At 50.2% G+C, this 17,993-nt stretch carries 14 protein-coding genes; 5 read left to right on the top strand and 9 right to left on the bottom strand.

The features are described from left to right. Window positions 1-12: 12 nt before the first annotated feature. Window positions 13-1,434 carry a C69 family dipeptidase gene (locus tag ACLUXO_RS01335; RefSeq protein WP_412136009.1) on the bottom strand — a complete coding sequence of 474 codons (1,422 nt, stop codon included), beginning with the start codon at window positions 1,432-1,434 and terminating at the stop codon, window positions 13-15. Window positions 1,435-1,511: 77 nt separating this feature from the next. After that, window positions 1,512-2,297: a glutamate racemase gene (murI, locus tag ACLUXO_RS01340; protein WP_412136010.1), complete on the bottom strand. Its 786-nt coding sequence runs from the start codon at window positions 2,295-2,297 to the stop codon at window positions 1,512-1,514. A 265-nt stretch (window positions 2,298-2,562) separates the two neighbouring features. Here murI and ACLUXO_RS01345 point away from each other — a divergent pair, with 265 nt between their 5' ends. Continuing rightward, the gene (locus ACLUXO_RS01345) at window positions 2,563-3,276 is read left to right on the top strand and encodes a Bax inhibitor-1/YccA family protein (protein WP_412136011.1); all 714 of its coding nucleotides are present in this window, start codon (window positions 2,563-2,565) and stop codon (window positions 3,274-3,276) included. 138 nt (window positions 3,277-3,414) lie between these two features. Continuing rightward, the gene (locus tag ACLUXO_RS01350) at window positions 3,415-4,614 is read left to right on the top strand and encodes an MFS transporter (RefSeq protein ID WP_412136012.1); all 1,200 of its coding nucleotides are present in this window, start codon (window positions 3,415-3,417) and stop codon (window positions 4,612-4,614) included. A gap of 52 nt (window positions 4,615-4,666) precedes the next feature. Here ACLUXO_RS01350 and ACLUXO_RS01355 read toward each other — a convergent pair whose 3' ends face one another. Together ACLUXO_RS01355 and ACLUXO_RS01360 are read right to left on the bottom strand one after the other, a co-directional pair. Further along, window positions 4,667-5,320 carry a hypothetical protein gene (locus tag ACLUXO_RS01355; protein WP_412136013.1) on the bottom strand — a complete coding sequence of 218 codons (654 nt, stop codon included), beginning with the start codon at window positions 5,318-5,320 and terminating at the stop codon, window positions 4,667-4,669. Between the two features lie 78 nt (window positions 5,321-5,398). Further along, a complete protein-coding gene (locus ACLUXO_RS01360) occupies window positions 5,399-6,094 on the bottom strand; it encodes a hypothetical protein (RefSeq protein WP_412136014.1) in 696 nt (231 codons plus the stop codon). A gap of 240 nt (window positions 6,095-6,334) precedes the next feature. Here ACLUXO_RS01360 and ACLUXO_RS01365 point away from each other — a divergent pair, with 240 nt between their 5' ends. Further along, the gene (locus ACLUXO_RS01365) at window positions 6,335-6,700 is read left to right on the top strand and encodes a hypothetical protein (protein ID WP_412136015.1); all 366 of its coding nucleotides are present in this window, start codon (window positions 6,335-6,337) and stop codon (window positions 6,698-6,700) included. Between the two features lie 56 nt (window positions 6,701-6,756). Here the strand turns inward: ACLUXO_RS01365 and ACLUXO_RS01370 are convergent, their stop codons facing one another. Then, window positions 6,757-8,520, bottom strand: coding sequence for a diguanylate cyclase (locus tag ACLUXO_RS01370; protein ID WP_412136016.1), 1,764 nt, complete (start codon window positions 8,518-8,520; stop codon window positions 6,757-6,759). A 160-nt stretch (window positions 8,521-8,680) separates the two neighbouring features. Then, window positions 8,681-10,303: an ABC-F family ATP-binding cassette domain-containing protein gene (locus tag ACLUXO_RS01375; RefSeq protein WP_077300472.1), complete on the bottom strand. Its 1,623-nt coding sequence runs from the start codon at window positions 10,301-10,303 to the stop codon at window positions 8,681-8,683. Between the two features lie 181 nt (window positions 10,304-10,484). Here ACLUXO_RS01375 and ACLUXO_RS01380 point away from each other — a divergent pair, with 181 nt between their 5' ends. Beyond that, window positions 10,485-11,429: an AEC family transporter gene (locus ACLUXO_RS01380; protein WP_412136017.1), complete on the top strand. Its 945-nt coding sequence runs from the start codon at window positions 10,485-10,487 to the stop codon at window positions 11,427-11,429. Window positions 11,430-11,595: 166 nt separating this feature from the next. Beyond that, window positions 11,596-14,325 (top strand): phosphoenolpyruvate carboxylase, encoded by a 2,730-nt coding sequence (ppc, locus tag ACLUXO_RS01385; protein WP_412136018.1) that lies wholly within the window; start codon window positions 11,596-11,598, stop codon window positions 14,323-14,325. A gap of 124 nt (window positions 14,326-14,449) precedes the next feature. Here the strand turns inward: ppc and ACLUXO_RS01390 are convergent, their stop codons facing one another. The 3 genes from ACLUXO_RS01390 to ACLUXO_RS01400 are packed head-to-tail and all read right to left on the bottom strand — an operon-like array spanning window position 14,450 to window position 17,932. After that, window positions 14,450-15,595, bottom strand: a complete 1,146-nt coding sequence (locus ACLUXO_RS01390) for a mannitol-1-phosphate 5-dehydrogenase (protein ID WP_412136019.1) — start codon at window positions 15,593-15,595, stop codon at window positions 14,450-14,452. A 2-nt stretch (window positions 15,596-15,597) separates the two neighbouring features. Then, a complete protein-coding gene (locus tag ACLUXO_RS01395; RefSeq protein WP_003611502.1) occupies window positions 15,598-16,047 on the bottom strand; it encodes a PTS sugar transporter subunit IIA in 450 nt (149 codons plus the stop codon). Window positions 16,048-16,060: 13 nt separating this feature from the next. Continuing rightward, complete coding sequence (locus ACLUXO_RS01400; RefSeq protein ID WP_412136020.1) at window positions 16,061-17,932, bottom strand: PTS transporter subunit EIIC; 1,872 nt, start codon at window positions 17,930-17,932, stop codon at window positions 16,061-16,063. Window positions 17,933-17,993 lie beyond the last annotated feature (61 nt).

A 17,993-nucleotide genomic window follows, 5' to 3' on the forward strand; every position in this document is an offset into this window, starting at 1 on the left:
AATAATCTCCAATTAATCCAATAGGTCGTACTTCAGTTTCATCAAGCTGTGGCCGTCCTTGACCATTTCCCCGGTCAAGGCTGCGGTCTGCTTGTAAGTCAGGTCAGCCATCTTCTGGTTGGCTTCTTCCAGCTTCTCTTGCAAGTCGCGGCCAGTCAAGCCCTTAACAGCCCGGTCAGTTTCGTTTTCGATCTGGCGCAATTTAGCCATGGTCTTTTCTTCAAAAGCCTGCTCCAAAGCGCTGTAAACCTTGTAGTTGGTGTCGCCGAGCTGGGCGTTCAGCTTGTTGAGCCAGAAGATCTTGGTCAAGTCAAAGTCCGGACCGGTCTGGAAGCTGGCCGGAGTAGTCGTAACGTTGGTATAGAAAGGCACGAAGCAGTTAAAAGTGTTCGGGCCAAAGGCCAGCCATTGCACGCCGGCGATACCTTCTTCAACGTCATTTCTGATCTGCAGGATGTGGGTTTCGAAGTTCCGGTTGATCCCGATTGGTCGGAAGAGCTTCTTTTCCGCTTCAGTGTTGGTCGTGCTGTAGACATCGTACTTGGTGTCCTGGTAGTGAGAGCTTTCCAGGAACTTGATGTCTTCCGGGCTGATCTTCTTCTTGGCGTAAGTGATGAAAGGCTGGTCCTGGTCCCCTGGCTCGCCTTCCCATTCAGGGTCGAAGTAGCGGTGGATGTACCAGGCCCGCGGGTTGTTGTAGTGGGCGTCCTTGATGGTGGATGAACCAAAGATGTGACGGAGGTTGTAGCCTTGGTAGTCCGGGTTCAAGTGGTATTCATTGATGATGTCCAGCAAGTCGCTTGAGCACATGAAGTTTTCTTCGTCGTTAAAGTCAAAGAAGTCGATGTTCAAGCGGTTTGGCGCTGCCACATAGGCATCGTCCGGAATCCGGCGGGCAGCCCAGTGGTGGCCGCCGATGGTTTCGATGTACCAGACTTCGTCATGGTCGGCAAAGGCTGACCCGTTCATTTCGTAGGTCCCGTACTTTTCCACCAGGTAGCCCAGGCGCTTGACCCCTTCTCTGGCTGAATGGATGTATGGCAAAGTCAAAGTGACAAAGTCTTCTTCGCCCAGGCCCCCTTCTTCAACTAAGGGGTCGATCCCTTGGATCCGGCTGTTGGTGGTGATGGTTTCCGTGGCCGTCATGGCTACCGTAGCGTCGTTGATCCCGGCAGCAGCCCAGATCCCGTTCTTGCCGGAAGCGTCTGGAGCGCTGGTGTAGCGCAGCGGGTTTGGCAGCAGGTCTTCATCATCGATTTCCTGGCCGCTGATCACTGCCTTGTAGTGCTTTGGCTGCTCTTCCGGGTTAACCGCGATAAAGGCTTCAGGGATAATGGTGCTGCCGCCGTCTTCACTGCGGGCAATCATCGTGGAGCCATCAATGGTGGCGTCCTTGCCGACTAAAATGGTCGTGCATTCTGCTGGCTTTTGCATAAGTCCTCCTCTAATAATCTAAAACTAATTATCTGCTTTCTTACTATTATTCTAGCTGAAAAAACGCCTTTTGCCAGCTACTGCTTTTGCCGGTAAAGGGCATAGAGGCGCTTGCTCAAATCGGCGCCGGCTGGGGCACTGTTTTCAAACAGGATCTGGCCAGGCTGGCTGCTGGCATTCAGTTCATCCCGGCTGGCCAGTTGCCGCTTGACTTCAGCAGCGGCCCCGATGGCTCCGTCATAGACCTTGGCCTGGGGGCCTAAGATCTCCTGGATGGCCTGCTTGGCAAAAGGAAAGTGGGTGCAGCCCAGAACCACTCCTGCCGCCTTGCCGGCATATGGGGCCAGCAATTCTTCCAGGTACTGGTAAATGGCCGGGCTGTCAGTTTGCCCTTTTTCGATCAATTCAACCAGTTTCGGGGCTGGCACTTTGACCACTTGGCCAGGCTCAGCACATTCGGCAACCAGCCGGTTGAACTTATCCTGCTCCAGGGTCAAGGGAGTGGCCATGGCAACAACCTGCTGGCCGGGATTTTCTTCAGCTGCCGGCTTGACAGCCGGTTCGATCCCGATGATCGGCAGGGAGTATTCCCGGCGCAGGCGGTCAGCCGCCGCGCTGGTTGCCGTGTTGCAGGCAATCATGACGGCCTTGACCTGGTGTTTGTCAATCAGTTCATCAACTACCCGCTTGGCCAGCTGGTAGACTTCTTCCTTGCTCTTTACCCCGTAAGGAGCATTGGCTGAGTCGCCATAGAAGACATAGTCTTCGTTTGGCATCAGATCAACCAGGCGGCTGAGGACCGTGAGGCCCCCCTGGCCGGAATCAAAAACGCCGATTGGCCGATCAGCATATTCTTTTGACATATTTTGACCTCCTCTAGCTATTAATTTTGAACCTTTTATCCGCTTTCTTCAATCGATTGACTCCGATATTTTTCCTGCAAGCCGGACTTTCTTGATTTTTTCTTTAGTTTTTTAGCGGGAAAACCGTCCGGCTTGCTTTTTTTAGGGGCTATGTTATTGTTATATCTAAACCCTGGATATCACGTTGATTACCGGAATAAAACGGCAATCTGGGAATAAATTCTGTCCACATTTTTTTAGTTTTTTAGAAAGAGCAAAAGAAATTATGTTTAACGTTTCGCCTGAACAAGAGCGCCGCCACATCGTTGACGACTCAGCGCTCAATGGCTTTTTAACGAAAATGTATTCCATCATGGGCCTGGCGGTTCTGGTCTCAGCCTTGACTGCCTACCTGACCTTGACGGTCTTCTCTGGCAGCCTGCTGCCGCTACTCACCAACCGGGTCTTCCTCTGGGTCCTGCTATTACTGCCTTTGATCTTGAGCGTGGGCATCAGCTTTAAGGCTACCCGCAAGCCAACGGCGGCCTTCTTCATGTTGCTGGCTATCGCGGTTGTCTACGGGCTGGAATTCTCCCTTTTGGCTTTTGCCTACACGGGTGCCCAAATCGGCGGGGCCTTCATCTCCGCTTCAGCCGTCTTCATCGGAATGGCGGCTTACGGCAGCGTGACTAAGAAGAACCTGGACACCATCGGGGCTTACGCTTCAGCCGCCATCTGGGGCTTGATCGTGGCCAGCCTGGTCAACATGTTCTTGAAGAGCACGCCAGCTAGCTTCATCTTCTCCATCATCGGGGTCATCATCTTCACGATCTTGACCGCCTGGGATGCCCAGAAGATGAAGTCCATCTACGCCAGTTACGGCGACCAGCTGCCAGAACTTGGCCTAGCCGTTAACGGGGCTTTGATGCTGTACCTGGACTTCATCAACCTCTTCCTGCAATTTTTGCAGATCTTCGGGATCGCTGACAACGACAACTAAAATTTAAGATTTTCTTTTTTGAAAAGGCTCTCTTCCTATTAGAGGGCCTTTTTTCCTTGACTATTTTTCCTGCAAGAGTAAGGTAAAAGATATGTAAAGTATTTATTAGCAAAACTAAAATAAAAGGAAGGTCACACATTGCAAAAGAAGCCGGTATGGAAAAGAAATCTGCAAGTCTCGACGGTCAGCGTCTTTTTGGCGGGAATTGCCTTTTCCGAAGTTACCCCATTTTTGTCCCTGTACATTGATACCCTGGGCAAGTTCAGCCACCAGCAGCTGAGTTTTTGGTCAGGGATCGTCTTTTCAGCGGTTTACGTGGTGGCAGCCCTGGTTTCCCCGATTTGGGGCAAGCTGGCCGACAAGAAGGGGCGCAAGCCGATGATTCTGCGGGCTTCTTTGGGGATGGCGGTTGTCTTTACCTGCATGGGCCTGGCACAAAATGTCTGGCAGCTGCTTTTTCTGAGAGGGATGCAGGGGGTTTTTGCCGGCTTCATCTCCAACTCTAACGCCCTTATCGCGGCAGAGACGCCGAAAAACAAGTCTGGCAAGGCGCTGGGGATCATGATTTCCGCCCAAACTGGCGGACAATTGCTGGGACCATTTGCCGGCGGGGCTTTATCGCAGGCCTTCAGCTACCGGGTAACCTTCTTTATTACCGGGGCCCTGCTTTTCATCTGCTTCGTCTTGTCTGTCTTCTTTATCCATGAAGACGACTTCGTGCCGGTTGAAAGCAAGCAGCGGGCCAGCTTTAAGGATACGATGAAGCAATTTAAGAGCGGGCAATTGATTCTGGGGCTGCTGCTGACGACCTTGATCATTCAAGCGGCTAACAACTCCATCAACCCGATTGTTTCTTTGTATGTCAGAAGCTTGATGCACAATTCAGGGCAGGTTGTCTTCGTCAGCGGGGTAATCGCGGCTTTGCCGGGGATCGCCACGGTAGCTGCGGCTTCTTACTTTGGGGGATTAGGCGACCGGATCGGGACCCACAAGATCATCTTAGGCGGTTTAATTGGGTCGATCATCCTCTTCTTCTTGACGGCTTTCGTCCGCAACACGATTGAGCTTGGCGTTTGCCGCTTCCTGGTTGGTTTTACTGACGCCTGCCTCTTCCCGCAGGTCCAGACCATGCTGACCAAGTACAGCCCGAAACAATTGACCAGCCGGGTCTTCAGCTGGAACCAAAGCGCTATGTACGTTGGCAATATTTTCGGGCCGCTCTTGGGTTCAACGGTTTCCGCCCACTTTGGCTACAACGCCGTTTTCCTGGTAACCAGCGGGATCGTCGTGATCAACCTGCTTCTTTACCGGACCAACATTTTGAAAAATATCGCCTAGTTTAGGCGTAAAAAAGCTCCAAGATTTTTTCTTGGGGCTTTTTGCTTGGAAATTAGTAATCCTCGCTATTGTAATCTTCATTTGTATCTACTGAATCAGAGTAATCTTCTTGGCTGTCTTCACTGTAGTCTGAACTTGAATCGTAATCCGCGTCAGAACTGCTGTCATCACTCGTACTATAGTCTGAGTTTGAGTCATAGTCTGAACTGCTGTCATCAGTATTGTAGTCTGAATTTTCAGCTTGCATTGCTTGCCGGCCAGCATCTGTCAGATTGCCGTTTTCATCCATATAGCCTTTGGCTTGTTGTTCATGCATCCAGTCAATTTGTCCTTGGACCCAAGGATCTGGATTACCGTAAACATCACTGCCAGGGGCATGATCTTGGCCGGGCATAACGCGATTTCCTTTGGGGTCATAACCACGTTCCCGGTTGATTTCACCCTGGCTTTTAGCAGTTGACTGACCACTGGCTTCTTGCTGGCTTGCCTGGCTGGAACTCTGCTTTGCCTTTGATGCAGTCTTTTTTGAACTGGCTGAGGCTGCCTTTTCAGATGACGACTGGGCTTTTTTCACTTTGGCTTTGCTTGCAACTTTAGATGATTTAGCTGAACTTGAACTGCTTTTGGCTGAACTGGCCGTACTGTTAGAACAGGCGGTAAGCATCAGCCCCGCCAGCAGAACAACCCCCATCACATTTTTTCTCATAAAAACACTCCACAAACATTCCTATTTTTTTCATTGCTAACTAAAAGGCTCCATAAAGATGGGGCCTTTGGGATAGATTTACTTGTCGATTTTTACAGGATCTAGGAAAGTATAGCCACCGTAAGAATACATTGCAGAGTGATAAGTGATGTAGACCTTATTTCCTTTGACAATGAATTCAAGCTTGTTTAAATCTAAAGATTTATATTTCAAAAGACTCTTATTATCCTTTGACTGTGCTTTATAAATCTTCTTTTGGACAGTTCTCTTATTACCCTTGATCAAGTTGGTCAGCTTGACTTTCTTACCAGTTTTCAACGAATAAGTTGCAGCTTCTGCCCATTCGTGAATTGCTTGGTATGCAGAGTCTGTTCTGTGGTAGCCAACAGAGACATACTTTTTGCCACTATACACATGTGCTTGAGTAACTTCAGCCATTTGGTAAGCTAACTCGTAATAATATAAATCTATATCAGTGTCATACAAATTTGAAACGTATTTGGCCATGCTGTAGCCATCCTTTTTAAAGGACTTGTGATTTTTCTTGTAAGCACTGGCCAAAGAGTTGTTGATCTTCTTAATCGCAGATGACTTACCTTTTAAAACAGGCTGCTCGTAAGTATAGTTGATCTTTGAATATGGGTAATACTTAGTCTGCTTGTGCTTAACGATCTTGTACTTTACCTTGGCAGCTTGAACTTGGGAAGCAGGAGCCCCCAAAGTAAGCAGCATCCCAGCCGCGGCCAAAGCAGGAAGTAATTTCTTCAATTTCATTTTTAATCCTCTTATATATTCAAAAAGAACAAACACTTTATAAACTATATTTTATTCTTGACTATCCTAAAGAGCAAGCATGTTTTGTCTGTATTTAGAGCGATATTTACCTCTTTTTCACAAAAATAAGGATGTCCTTAAGTTAAAATAACAAATTTTAACAAACTCTATGCGTTTGCTCAAAAAAATTCTTCGCATTATACTGAAGGAAAAATATTCTTTAAAAATCGAGGTGTTACTTTGAAAGTCATTACCAAAATTTTGCAAGCTGGCAGCTTTCTGCTCAGCCTCTTTCTTCTTTGGGCCGGCCTGGCCAGCTTGCTTGACGTCTGCAACTCTGCCAGACTAATGGGCTGGTCCTCTTTTATCCCTTCAATCGTCGCCGGCCTGGTCTTCATCGTCATGCTCATCTGCGAAGCCTGGCTCAGCCTGCGGATAAACAAGCTGGATGACCGGGGAATCTTCTTCTTCCTGGCCGCCCTCCTGCTTTTGACAGCCGGCGAAATGGTCGCCCCTGTCGCTTTAGGCTCTGGCTTTCTCTGGCTGAACCTCTTGCAGCTCCTGCTGGTCCTTCTGGCCCGCTTTGCCATCGATTTTCATGAATAGTGGCCAAAAATTACACATACCAAAAATGGTGAAACTCATTCTCGAGCTTCACCATTTTATTTTTTTCGTTTCATGGACAAGTCATCCGGCAAAACAAATATCACAAAGACATCCCCGTAGTAACCGTCTTCCACATACCGGCCCAAAGTGCTCAAATGCAGGATCTTTCCATTCTTCGCCTTGACCCGGTAGTTCAAGAACAGACTCTTGTCCGGATCCGTATCCCTGCTCTTCAGCTGCAGCTTGATCGCCTTCTCCGCCTCCGCAAAGTCTGCTGGATAAACAAAGTTGTTGTAGCTAGACTTAGTATATGCCAAAAAGTCCTCATAGCTGTCGCAGGCCAGCAAATGAACCAGATAGTCATTGGCAAAAAGGATCTCCCGCTCTTCATCGTCAGCCCGGTAGATCAATACCCCACCTGGCATCCCTTGGCCAACATTCTTCACGTTGAAGCCCAGCTGGGCCCGCTTGACCCGCTCCATCTGCACCTCATAATGCTTGGCCGCGTGCTTGCCATGCATCTTAGCCGCGTACAAGGCTTCATCTGCTAAAACCACCAATCCCTTGGCTGTATCAGCCTGGACCGGGAAGTCCGCGTAGCCAGCCGAGATCGTATACCTGACTGTCGTTTCGCCGCTCTTGAATTCCTGCACGCCGTTGATGGCATCTTCAATCAGTTCCCGCGTCTGGTCCGGCTCGCCTGCCACCACAATACAGAACTCGTCCCCGCCTGTCCGGCCAATCAAAGTTCCAGCTGAAAGCTTCTCCTTCAAATGCCCGGCCAAATGCTTCAAAGCCTGGTCACCAATCACGTGCCCGTAGACATCGTTGACGAATTTGAAATCATCCAGGTCGATAAAAGCCAGGGTTATCGGCTGCTTGACGCGGCTTTCTGCCCGCTTGTCCAGTTCCTCCATGAAGCCCCGCCGGTTGAGCAGGCCAGTCAATGGATCTTTAAAGGCCAGCTGGTCCAGTTCCACTTTCTGCTGCCGGGTGCGCAGGAAAAGATAGAGGAGCCCGCTCAGCGATATGTCGATCAATACAGCAAAAATCAGCAAAAGTACCGTTTCGCCGCTGCACCAGCCAGCTTTAGGAACAATTTTTAAAGTCCACCAGCAAGAACCATAGGTGAAGGTGTAGCCAACCGCGTCCTTCAGTTTTTCTCCCTTGCCTAAAGATGACTCCACCTGAGTCTTCTTTTGGGTTAAAGGCGACTTGTTGGTATCAATGCAATAGTCATAGCCCATGGTCGTCAAATTCTGCAAGGTGTGCTGGTAGACGTCCGGCAATTTGACCGTCATCATGACATAGCCCCAGAACTTGCCGCTTTTCAAAGTTACCGGGTTCATGACCACGACGCATCTCTTAGCATTGAGCAGGGGCATGGGGCCATATATGACGGCCTTGTTCTTCTGCTTAACGAAATTAAGGACCTGCTTAGCCTCTTCAATCTGCATTAAGTCATAATTCTTTTTCTGCTTTGACTGGTAAGGATAGGTATTAGTGACCACCCCATTAGGCACCAGCTCAATCAAACTGATATAGTCTTTCTTTAACAGCTTCGCGGCGTTGGTAAATTCTGCCTTTCCCACTTTACCATTTTTGGCCACCACCAGCTTTTCCATGGCCTTGCTGCTGTTGGCCGCGTAGCGGAAGTCTCTTTTCAATTCAACGGCATAGGCTTCCGCAATCTGGGCTGCCTTGTCCTTTCGGCCGGCACTCCCCTGGGAATAAAAAATCGCCGTAACGATAAATGAGACAACAAGAAAGAGGATGGTTAAACTTGTCCAAACCGCTTTATTCTTCAGATTCAGTTTCATTGCATCCTAGCACCTTCCAAGACCATTCCCATATAATTACACTTATATATTTTAGTTTAGCACGCTTGCTGCTTTCCGCATATAGGGAATAATCTTTTAGCAATAAAAAGCACTTATCCACCTAGCTGGGATAAGCGCTTTTCGTATTGTATTATTGCTTTTAGTAAATCTTTGCAACTTGTTCCTGAACAGTCGGGTGGGCCAGGAAGTCGTCGTAGCTGATGTCGGCCCGGGCCACCACACCCTTTGGACCAACTTCAATAATGTGGTTGGCAATGGTTTGGATGAACTCGTGGTCGTGGGAAGTAAAGAGAATTGAGCCAGGGTAGTTTTCCATGGCTTCGTTCAAGGCCGTGATGGATTCCAGGTCCAAGTGGTTGGTTGGATCGTCCATGACCAATACGTTGGCTGCTTCCAGCATCATTCTGGACAGCTGGCAGCGGACCTTTTCACCCCCGGACAGGACCTTGATCTGCTTGTTGATCTCGTCGCCGCTGAAGAGCATTCTGCCCAAGAAGCCCCGCAGGAAGGTGTTGTCGTCGTGTTCCTTGTCAGCGTATTGGCGCAGCCAGTCCAAAATCGTCAATTCGTCATTGTCGAAGTTGGCGTTAAGGTCTCTAGACATGTAGTTAAAGGAAGTCGTCTGCCCCCAGGTAACAGTCCCGGAGTCTGGTTCCAGGCGGCCGGCGATGATTTCCATCAAGGCCGTGGTTGCCCGGGTGTTTCTGGACAAGAAGGCTACCTTGTCACCTGGCCGGATGATAAAGGAAACATTGTCCAAAAGCTGCTCGTCGCCAGACTTGTAGGACACATTGTCTACTCTCAGCAAGTCGTTGCCCAGGTCCCGGTTCATCTCAAACTTGATGTACGGGTACTTGCGGCTGGATGGCTTGATGTCGTCCAAGCTGATCTTGTCCAGCTGCTTCTTTCTGGAAGTAGCCTGCTTGGACTTGGAAGCGTTGGCTGAGAAGCGGGCGATGAATTCTTGCAGCTGCTTGATCTGTTCTTCCTTCTTGGCGTTTTGCTGGCGGGCAAGTTCCGTAGCCAGCTTACTTGATTCGTACCAGAAGTCGTAGTTGCCGACGTAGAGCTTGATCTGCCCGCGGTCAACGTCACACATCTGGGTGCAGACCTGGTTCAGGAAGTGACGGTCGTGGGAAACGACCAGGACGATGTTTTCGTAGTCAGCCAGGAAGTTTTCCAGCCAGGCCGTGGTGTGCACGTCCAGACCGTTGGTCGGTTCGTCCAAAAGAAGGATGTCCGGGTTGCCAAAAAGGGCCTGGGCCAAAAGGACCTTAACCTTGTCGCTTTCCGCCAGCTCGCTCATCTGCTTTTGGTGCATGTCTTCCGGAATGCTCATGGACTGGAGAAGCTGGGCAGCATCAGCTTCCGCGTTCCAGCCGTCCAGTTCCGCAAATTCCGTTTCCAGTTCAGCCGCCTTGACCCCGTCTTCTTCACTGAAGTCGGCCTTGGCGTAAAGGGCGTCACGCTCCTTCATGACCTGGTAGAGCTTTTGGTGGCCTTGAATCACAGTTTCCATAACGGAAAAATCTTCAAAGGCAAAGTGGTCCTGGTTCAGGCTGGACATTCTTTCGTTAGGGCCCATGCTAATTGAGCCCGTGGTTGGTTCCATTTTTCCTTCCAGCAGCTTTAAGAAAGTCGACTTGCCGGCCCCGTTGGCCCCAATGATGCCGTAGCAGTTGCCCGGCGTGAACTTAAGGTTGACGTCGCTGTAAAGGGTGCGACTGCCGATTTGCAAACTTAAATCTGTTACTGTGATCAATAGATTTTCCTCTGTTTCTTAAATTTTCTACTGCAATTATGACTAAATCAGTATAACAGGTTTGGCCTTTTGCCTCCAAGCTTTTCAACCATTTTCTCCTCCCTTTTTTCAACTTCTTTCTTTTTAAGGAAAAAATTGGCTTATAATCTTTTAATAAGAACTGATTGATAGGAGCATTCTTATGGCATTTTTCATCTCACTGGAGCAGATCTGCATCATGTTCATCCTCATGGCCATCGGCTTTCTCTGCCGGAAAAAGGGCATGATCCATGAAGAAACCGGCAAGGACCTGACCGCCATCCTGGTCTACATCGTCGGCCCCTGCCTAATCATCAACGCCTTTGAGCGCCCGGCCAGCGCCAGCTTAATCAAGGACTTCGGCTTGACCTTCCTGGCTGGCTCTCTCAACTACCTCTTCCCCATCGCCTTCAGCAGCCTTTTCCTCCGCCTGCCCCGCTTAAAAAATGACCCCGACAAGCAGCTGATCGCCTTCGGGACCGTCTACAACAACTGTGGCTTTATCGGCATCCCTTTGATCCAAGCCCTCTTAGGCAGCAAGGGGACCTTTTTCGCCGTGCCCATCTTAGTCTTAAACAACATCTTCGTCTGGTCCCACGGCATCGGCACTTTCAAAAAGCGGCAGCCTTTGGCCGACACCCTCAGAACCGTCCTCTTCAACCCCAACATTATTGCCACCGCCATCGGCTTTGTCCTTTTTATCACTGGCGCCAGCCTCAAATTCCCAGCCGTGATAGACCGGTCGGTCAGCTACGTGGCCTCGCTTAACACCCCCTTAAGCATGATCGTCATTGGCTCTAACCTGGGGACTATTTCGGGTGACTTCTATAAAGACGGCAAGGCCTGGCTGATCTGCTTCTTGCGGAACTTCCTTATGCCGGCCTGCATGAGCGTGATCCTGCTCCTGGTTCCCCTGTCAACGACCGCTTACCTGGCCGTAGTCATCATGGCGGCTGCCCCGGTTGCCGGCTTTATCGTCATGCTCAGCCTCCTGGCCAACCGCCCGGTCGCCTTCCCAATGCGCTGTCTGTGCCTGTCGACTTTAATGTCTGTGGTCAGCGTGCCCTTGATTATTATGCTGGCCAGCTGGCTCAAGCAGCTTGTATAGTTACCCGTTAAGCAAAAAGGGCATTTTTGTCAAGATGATTGTTCGCTTTTTTAGAAAAAGTTGCGGAAAGCAAGCCCAAGCTAATTCAATTTTGGACAAAAAAGGCGTATGATAGAGAAAAAGCATTAGCAAACAAATTTATTTTAAAAGAAAGAGGAAGTTAAGCGTGACTGCTAAGAAATTAGAGAACAACAGTAACCACGCGGTTATTGCTGAAGAGGTCAAGATTTTGACCGACTTGCTTGACGAAAGCACCCGCCATTTGGTTGGCGACGAAGAATTCGCCAAGATCAAGGGTCTGGTTAAAATTGCTGCCAGCAGCGACCACAGCCAGCTGGAAAGTCAGATTGCCTGCTTAAGCAATCAAGAGATGATCATTGTCGCCCGCTACTTCGCGACCCTGCCGCTTTTGATCAACATTACTGAAGACGTTGACCTGGCCAGCGAAGTCAACCTGCTCAACAACACGGACAAGGATTACCTGGGCAAGCTGGAATCAACGGTTGACCTGGTATCGGAAAAGGACAATGCCGCTGAAATTCTGAGCCATGTCAATGTCGTACCAGTTCTGACCGCCCACCCAACCCAGGTACAGCGCAAGACCATTCTGGAATTGACGAACAAGATCCACGACCAGCTCCGCCGCTACCGGGACGTCAAGGCCGGCACCATCAACCGGAAAGAGTGGACCGACCAGCTCCGCCGCTACATTGAAATCATCATGCAGACGGACATCATCCGGGAAAAGAAACTGAAGGTCTCCAATGAAATCAAGAACGTCATGGTCTACTACCCTGACTCCCTGATTCCAGCCATCACTAAGCTGACTGCCCGCTACAAGGAACTGGCCCGGGAAAAGGGCCTCAACGTTGACGGGGCAACGCCGATCACCATGGGTATGTGGATCGGCGGGGACCGGGACGGCAACCCTTACGTTACGGCGGAAACCCTCCGCTTGAGCGCGACGATTCAAAGTGAAGTCATTTTTGAATACTACATCAAGGCTCTCAACGACCTTTACCGGACAGTGGCTGTTTCAACTTCTTACGTGCAGCCAACGCCGGAAGTTGCCGAACTGGCCAAATTGTCAGCTGACAACTCCCCATTCAGAGAAAACGAACCTTACCGCCGGGCCTTCTACTACTTGGAAAGCCGCCTGACCCACACGGAAATGGAACTTTTGGACGTCTTCTCCAAGGAAGCCGTCGTTAAGAAAGAAGCTGCCCTTAAGGCTCCGGTCTACAAGGACGCTTACGAGTTCAAGGAAGACCTGGAAGCCATCAAGCGGTCATTAATCCAAAACCATGACCGGGCAGTTACCGGCGGCCACTTTGACGAGCTCCTGGAAGCTATTGATGTCTTTGGCTTCCACCTGGCGACGATCGACATGCGGCAAGACTCTAGCGTCAACGAAGCCTGCGTGGCAGAACTCTTAAAGAGTGCCCGGATCTGTGACAACTACAGCGATTTGGACGAAGAAGAAAAGATCCAGATCCTGCTCAGTGAATTAAACAATGATCCCCGCAGCCTGCACTCATCCAACTCACCGAAGTCAGAGCTTTTGCAAAAGGAACTGAAGATCTACCACACTGCCCGCCTGCTTAAGGACACCTTGGGCGAGAATGTGATCAAGCAGCACATCATTTCCCACACCGAAAGCATCTCTGACATGCTGGAACAAGCCATCATGCTGAAGGAATACGGCCTGCTCGATTCCGAAAAGGCCCGGGTGCAAGTGGTGCCTTTGTTTGAAACGGTGGAAGACCTGCAGAACTCCCGGGAAATCATGAAGCGCTACCTCAGCTTCGATATTGTCAAGCGCTGGGTTGCTTCTAAGGGCAACTACCAGGAAATCATGCTGGGCTACTCCGACTCCAACAAGGACGGCGGCTACCTGGCCTCCTGCTGGAGCCTCTACAAGGCCCAAAAGGAACTGACAGCCATCGGCGAGGAGCGGGGCATCAAGATCACCTTCATGCACGGCCGGGGCGGCACGGTTGGCCGGGGCGGCGGCCCATCATATGAAGCCATCACCTCCCAGCCATTCGGCTCCATCAAGGACCGGATCCGGACCACTGAACAAGGGGAAATCATCCAGAACAAGTACGGCAACAAGGACGCTGCCTACTACAACTTGGAAATGCTGGTTTCCGCCGCGGTTGACCGGATGGTCTCCAAGCAAAAAGTCAGCCAGGAACACATCCAGGACTTTACTTCCTCAATGGATAACATCGTGGCCGACAGCAACCGGGTTTACCGGGAACTTGTTTTTGACAACCCGCACTTCCATGACTACTTCTTCCAGGCTACGCCGATTAAGGAAGTTTCCAGCTTGAACATCGGCTCCCGGCCGGCAGCCAGAAAGAAGATTACTGAACTGTCCGGCCTGCGGGCCATTCCTTGGGTCTTCTCCTGGTCACAGAGCCGGGTCATGTTCCCAGGCTGGTACGGGGTTGGTTCAGCCTTCAAGCACTTCATTGATGCTGATCCGAATAACTTGAAGGAACTGCAGGAAATGTACCAGGGCTGGCCATTCTTCCACTCCCTCCTGTCCAACGTCGACATGGTTTTGTCCAAGTCTAATATGGAAATCGCGGAAAAGTACGCTGGTCTTTGTGAAGACGAAGCTACCCGGTCAGTCTTTGACATCATCAAGAAGGAATGGGAACTGACCAAGGAAGTCATCCTGCAGATCGAAGGCCACAGCAAGCTTTTGGAAGACAACCCGTCTTTGGAAAGCAGCTTGGACTATCGCCTGCCTTACTTCAACGTCTTGAACTACGTCCAGCTGGAAATGATCAAGCGGGGCCGGCAAGAAAAGCTCAGCGGCATCTACGAATCGATCATCCACATCACCATCAACGGGGTCGCTTCCGGCCTGCGTAATTCAGGCTAATGCCACAGATTTATATTTTAATAAGAAGCAAAAAAGCATGTTTTTTCAAACATGCTTTTTCTTCTTGCTTTTGCTTCGTGTTGTTTTAGTTTTTGATTTGGATTTTATTGCAAAATTGTTTTACTTAATCAGCCGCCTTGATCGAAGCGATGATTTCTTCAACCAGGTCAGGGTCATCCTTGAGGCCAGTCGTTTCCAAAACGACTTCCTTCAGCGGTTCATCCTTGAGCATCTGTTGCAGCTTTTGGCTTTCAGCATCTGCTGGCTCGTCAAAGTGGTAGATCTTGCCGACCGTTTCAAGCAAGGCCGTGTAGTCAAGACCCCGGGCCTTCAGTTCTCTGATTGGCCGGATGAAACGTTCATCATAGCCCAGCTTGCGGATTGGCGTCCGGCCAACCCGGGCGATATCGTCAGAGATATATGGGTTCTTGAAGCGGTTGATGACTTGAGCATGGTATTCTTCAAGTTCTTCCTTGCTAAAGTCCCACTTGGCCAAAAGGAGGGAACGGGTTTCAGCCAAAACGCGGGTTACCTGGTCAACGACCCGGTCATCCTTAACGGCTTCCCCAATCGTTTCATAGCCCAGAGCCTTGCCGGTGTAAGCAACAGTAGCGTGACCGGTGTTGACTGAGAACAGCTTTCTTTCGATGTATGGTTCAAGGTCTGGAGCGTAGTGAACGCCTTCCAAGCGAATCTTTGGATTCTTCATTTGGCTTTCGTCGATAACCCATTCCTTGAAGTCTTCAACCGAAACAAAGAGCGGGTCTTCATTGTGCTGGATTGGCACGATCCGGTCAACAGCGGCGTTCGGGAAGCCAACGTACTTGTCAACTTCGGCCTTGTCTTCGTCAGTCAAGTGCTTGTAGACTTCTTCCTTCAAGAACTGGGAACCGCCAATCATGTTTTCACAGGCAACGACATCCAATGGTTCGTGGTTTTCCTTGACTCTGGCGCTCAAGCCTTCAGCAATCAAAGGAGCAATGATCTTCAATACCTTGGGGCCAATGGCCGTGGTAACCATGTTGGTTGTCTTGATGGCTTCGACTACCTTTTCAGGGTTCTTAGCGTTGTTGATCCCGGTCACGTTGCTGATGTGAATCTTCTTTTGCCCCGGGGCGGCCAGTTGAATATCGTATTCACCCCGCTCGACCAAGGCATCAATGATCGTTTCATTAACGTCGACAAAATCAATTCCAAAACCGTTGGCTGCCAAAGTTTCGCCAATAAAGCCGCGGCCAATGTTACCTGCACCAAAGTGTACTGCTCTCATTTTTAATTTTCTCCTACTTTGTCTAACAAACCGATAATTTCTTCTGGCGTTTGCGCGTCGGCTAATTTTGCTACGTTGGCAACGTCGCTGCAGAACAGGGCAATCTGGGACAAGAGCTGCAAGTGCTCATTGCCCAGGCCCGCGATCCCGAAGACAACCGTGACTAATTGCTCCTGGTCATCATCTGGGTCGCTGAAGTCGACCCCCATTGGGATTTGGACAACTGAAATCCCAGTCTTCTTAATGTACTTCTTTCCCTCATCAGTGCCGTGCGGAATAGCGATAAAGTTTCCCATATAGGTTGACACATCCGCGTTTCGGGCGAGCATGGCATCGATGTATTCCGGCTCAACGCAGCCGTGGTCTACCAGCAGCTGCCCAGCCATGCGGATGGCTTCCTCACGGGTAGCAACGTTCTGGTTCAACTTAATCATATCTTTTTCCAGTTTCATGCTTCTGCTCTCCTTACTTCAGCTTGTCAATCAAGCCGTTAACTTCACCGGCTTTGAGCAAGTCGTCAACCGTGATAACTTGGATCTGGTCATAGCGGATGGCCAGGTTCTTGCCAGCCATTGGCGTAACGATGACCAAGTGACTTGGATCATTGTCCAGTTCATTGATTCTGACGGCCTTGACCGGAGTTTCCTTGCCGGCCTTCTTCATCTGGTCCTTGAACAGGCTAGATGCCATCGTCACCGTACCCAGATGTTGGTCGTGACGGATAAAGTTGACTTCCTTAACCTTGCTGAAATCGATCGAAGCCAGGCTGTTTGCCTTAGCAGCTGTCTTTTCACTCTTCTTGACCTGGTCTGCTTCTGGCAGGGTTTCACCAGCTGCCTTCAAGCGGGCAACGACCTGGTCATATTTTGGCGTGCTGAGGAAGTTGCCGACAGCCACGTGCAAAGCATTTGGCGTCTTTTCCTTAGCCCGTTCAGCTAATTCTTCCTGGGTGATAACCAGCAGGCCCGGTTCATCCTTCAAGTTGCGGACAGCAGTGTTAGTAACTGGCAGGTTCAAGCCCGCCTTCTTGACCTTATCTCTCAGAAGCGATGCCCCCATAGCGGATGAGCCCATGCCAGCGTCGCAGGCAAAGATAATTCTTTGCACGTCCTTGTAGCTTTCAACCGTTTCAACGGCTGAAGCTCCTTCTTCTTCTTCAGTCAAGCCCTTGGATTCTGCCTTCATAGCTGCCATTTGTCCTTGAGCAGCAGCCAGGTCACCATCGTCACTCTTGTCCATCTTGTAGATGACAGCGGCAACGACAAAGGAAACAATTGCTGAGCCAAGCACACCGACAATGTTGCCGAAGTAGGCATCCTTAGCTGAAACCAGCAAGATGGCGATAATTGAGCCAGGACTGGCAGCAGCAGTCAAACCACCGCCCAAGACGCTGAAAAGGAAGGTCCCGGTAATCCCACCGGCCATGGCGGCCAGGATCAAGATTGGCTTCATCAGAACGTACGGGAAGTAAATTTCGTGCACCCCACCGAGGAAGTGAACGACAATGGCACCCGGAGCAGAGCTCTTGGCTGAACCCTTGCCAAAGATTGAGCAAGCCAGCAGGATCCCCAGACCAGGGCCCGGGTTTGATTCCATCAAGAAGAGGACTGACTTGCCGATCTTAGCGGCTTGCTGGATACCTAAAGGAACCAGAACACCGTTACCGATCGCGTTGTTCAAGAACAAAACCTTGGCTGGTTCAATAACCAGGTTGGCCAGTGGCAGCAGGTGGTGGGCGATAATCCAGTCAACCCCGTTGGCAATCCAAATGGTTGAGACAACCAAAATAGGTCCGATCAAGAAGTAGCTGATCGCTACGAAGATCATCCCCATGATCCCCTGGGAGAAGTTGTTATAGATCATTTCAAAGCCGGCCTTGACCTTGCTTTGGAAGGCCTGGTCAAATTTCTTCAAGCACCAGGCGCTGAGTGGCCCCATGATCATGGCCCCCAGGAACATTGGAATCCCCGTAGCCTTGTTGGCTGCGTATGGGTAAAGGGCTGGATAAACGATCCCCTGTGCTACCGGGTTGGCCCAAGGGAAGGCCAAGACGATGGTCCCGACAACGGAGATGGCACCAACCACGCCTCCTCTTTCCTCATAGACGCTCTTGCCGCCCGTGTAGGCAATCAAGATTGGAATCATGAAGTACAGCATTGAGCTGGTAAAACTGTTGATGTACTTGTTCGGGAACCAGCCGTTCGGTGACATGAAGATCGCGGTCATGAAGCCCCAGGCAATAATCGCGCCAATGTTTGGCATGATCATGCCTGACAGGAAGGTCCCAAATTTCTGGATCTTTGCCTTAGCTGAGCTCTTGCTCTGAGTTTCAGACATTACTTTTCCTCCTAAACACTAAAAACTATTACCAATAAAACTTTCTCTACTTAACTTTTAC

The organism is Lactobacillus delbrueckii subsp. bulgaricus, assembly GCF_046938665.1.
Lineage (GTDB): Bacteria > Bacillota > Bacilli > Lactobacillales > Lactobacillaceae > Lactobacillus > Lactobacillus delbrueckii_C.

Bases quoted from the DNA above. Each gene is read 5' to 3' on its own strand.
- ACLUXO_RS01335 (WP_412136009.1), bottom strand. From the start codon at position 1,434: ATGCAAAAGCCAGCAGAATGCACGACCATTTTAGTCGGCAAGGACGCC.
- murI (WP_412136010.1), bottom strand. From the start codon at position 2,297: ATGTCAAAAGAATATGCTGATCGGCCAATCGGCGTTTTTGATTCCGGC.
- ACLUXO_RS01345 (WP_412136011.1), top strand. From the start codon at position 2,563: ATGTTTAACGTTTCGCCTGAACAAGAGCGCCGCCACATCGTTGACGAC.
- ACLUXO_RS01355 (WP_412136013.1), bottom strand. From the start codon at position 5,320: ATGAGAAAAAATGTGATGGGGGTTGTTCTGCTGGCGGGGCTGATGCTT.
- ACLUXO_RS01360 (WP_412136014.1), bottom strand. From the start codon at position 6,094: ATGAAATTGAAGAAATTACTTCCTGCTTTGGCCGCGGCTGGGATGCTG.
- ACLUXO_RS01370 (WP_412136016.1), bottom strand. From the start codon at position 8,520: ATGAAACTGAATCTGAAGAATAAAGCGGTTTGGACAAGTTTAACCATC.
- ACLUXO_RS01380 (WP_412136017.1), top strand. From the start codon at position 10,485: ATGGCATTTTTCATCTCACTGGAGCAGATCTGCATCATGTTCATCCTC.
- ACLUXO_RS01390 (WP_412136019.1), bottom strand. From the start codon at position 15,595: ATGAGAGCAGTACACTTTGGTGCAGGTAACATTGGCCGCGGCTTTATT.
- ACLUXO_RS01395 (WP_003611502.1), bottom strand. From the start codon at position 16,047: ATGAAACTGGAAAAAGATATGATTAAGTTGAACCAGAACGTTGCTACC.
- ACLUXO_RS01400 (WP_412136020.1), bottom strand. From the start codon at position 17,932: ATGTCTGAAACTCAGAGCAAGAGCTCAGCTAAGGCAAAGATCCAGAAA.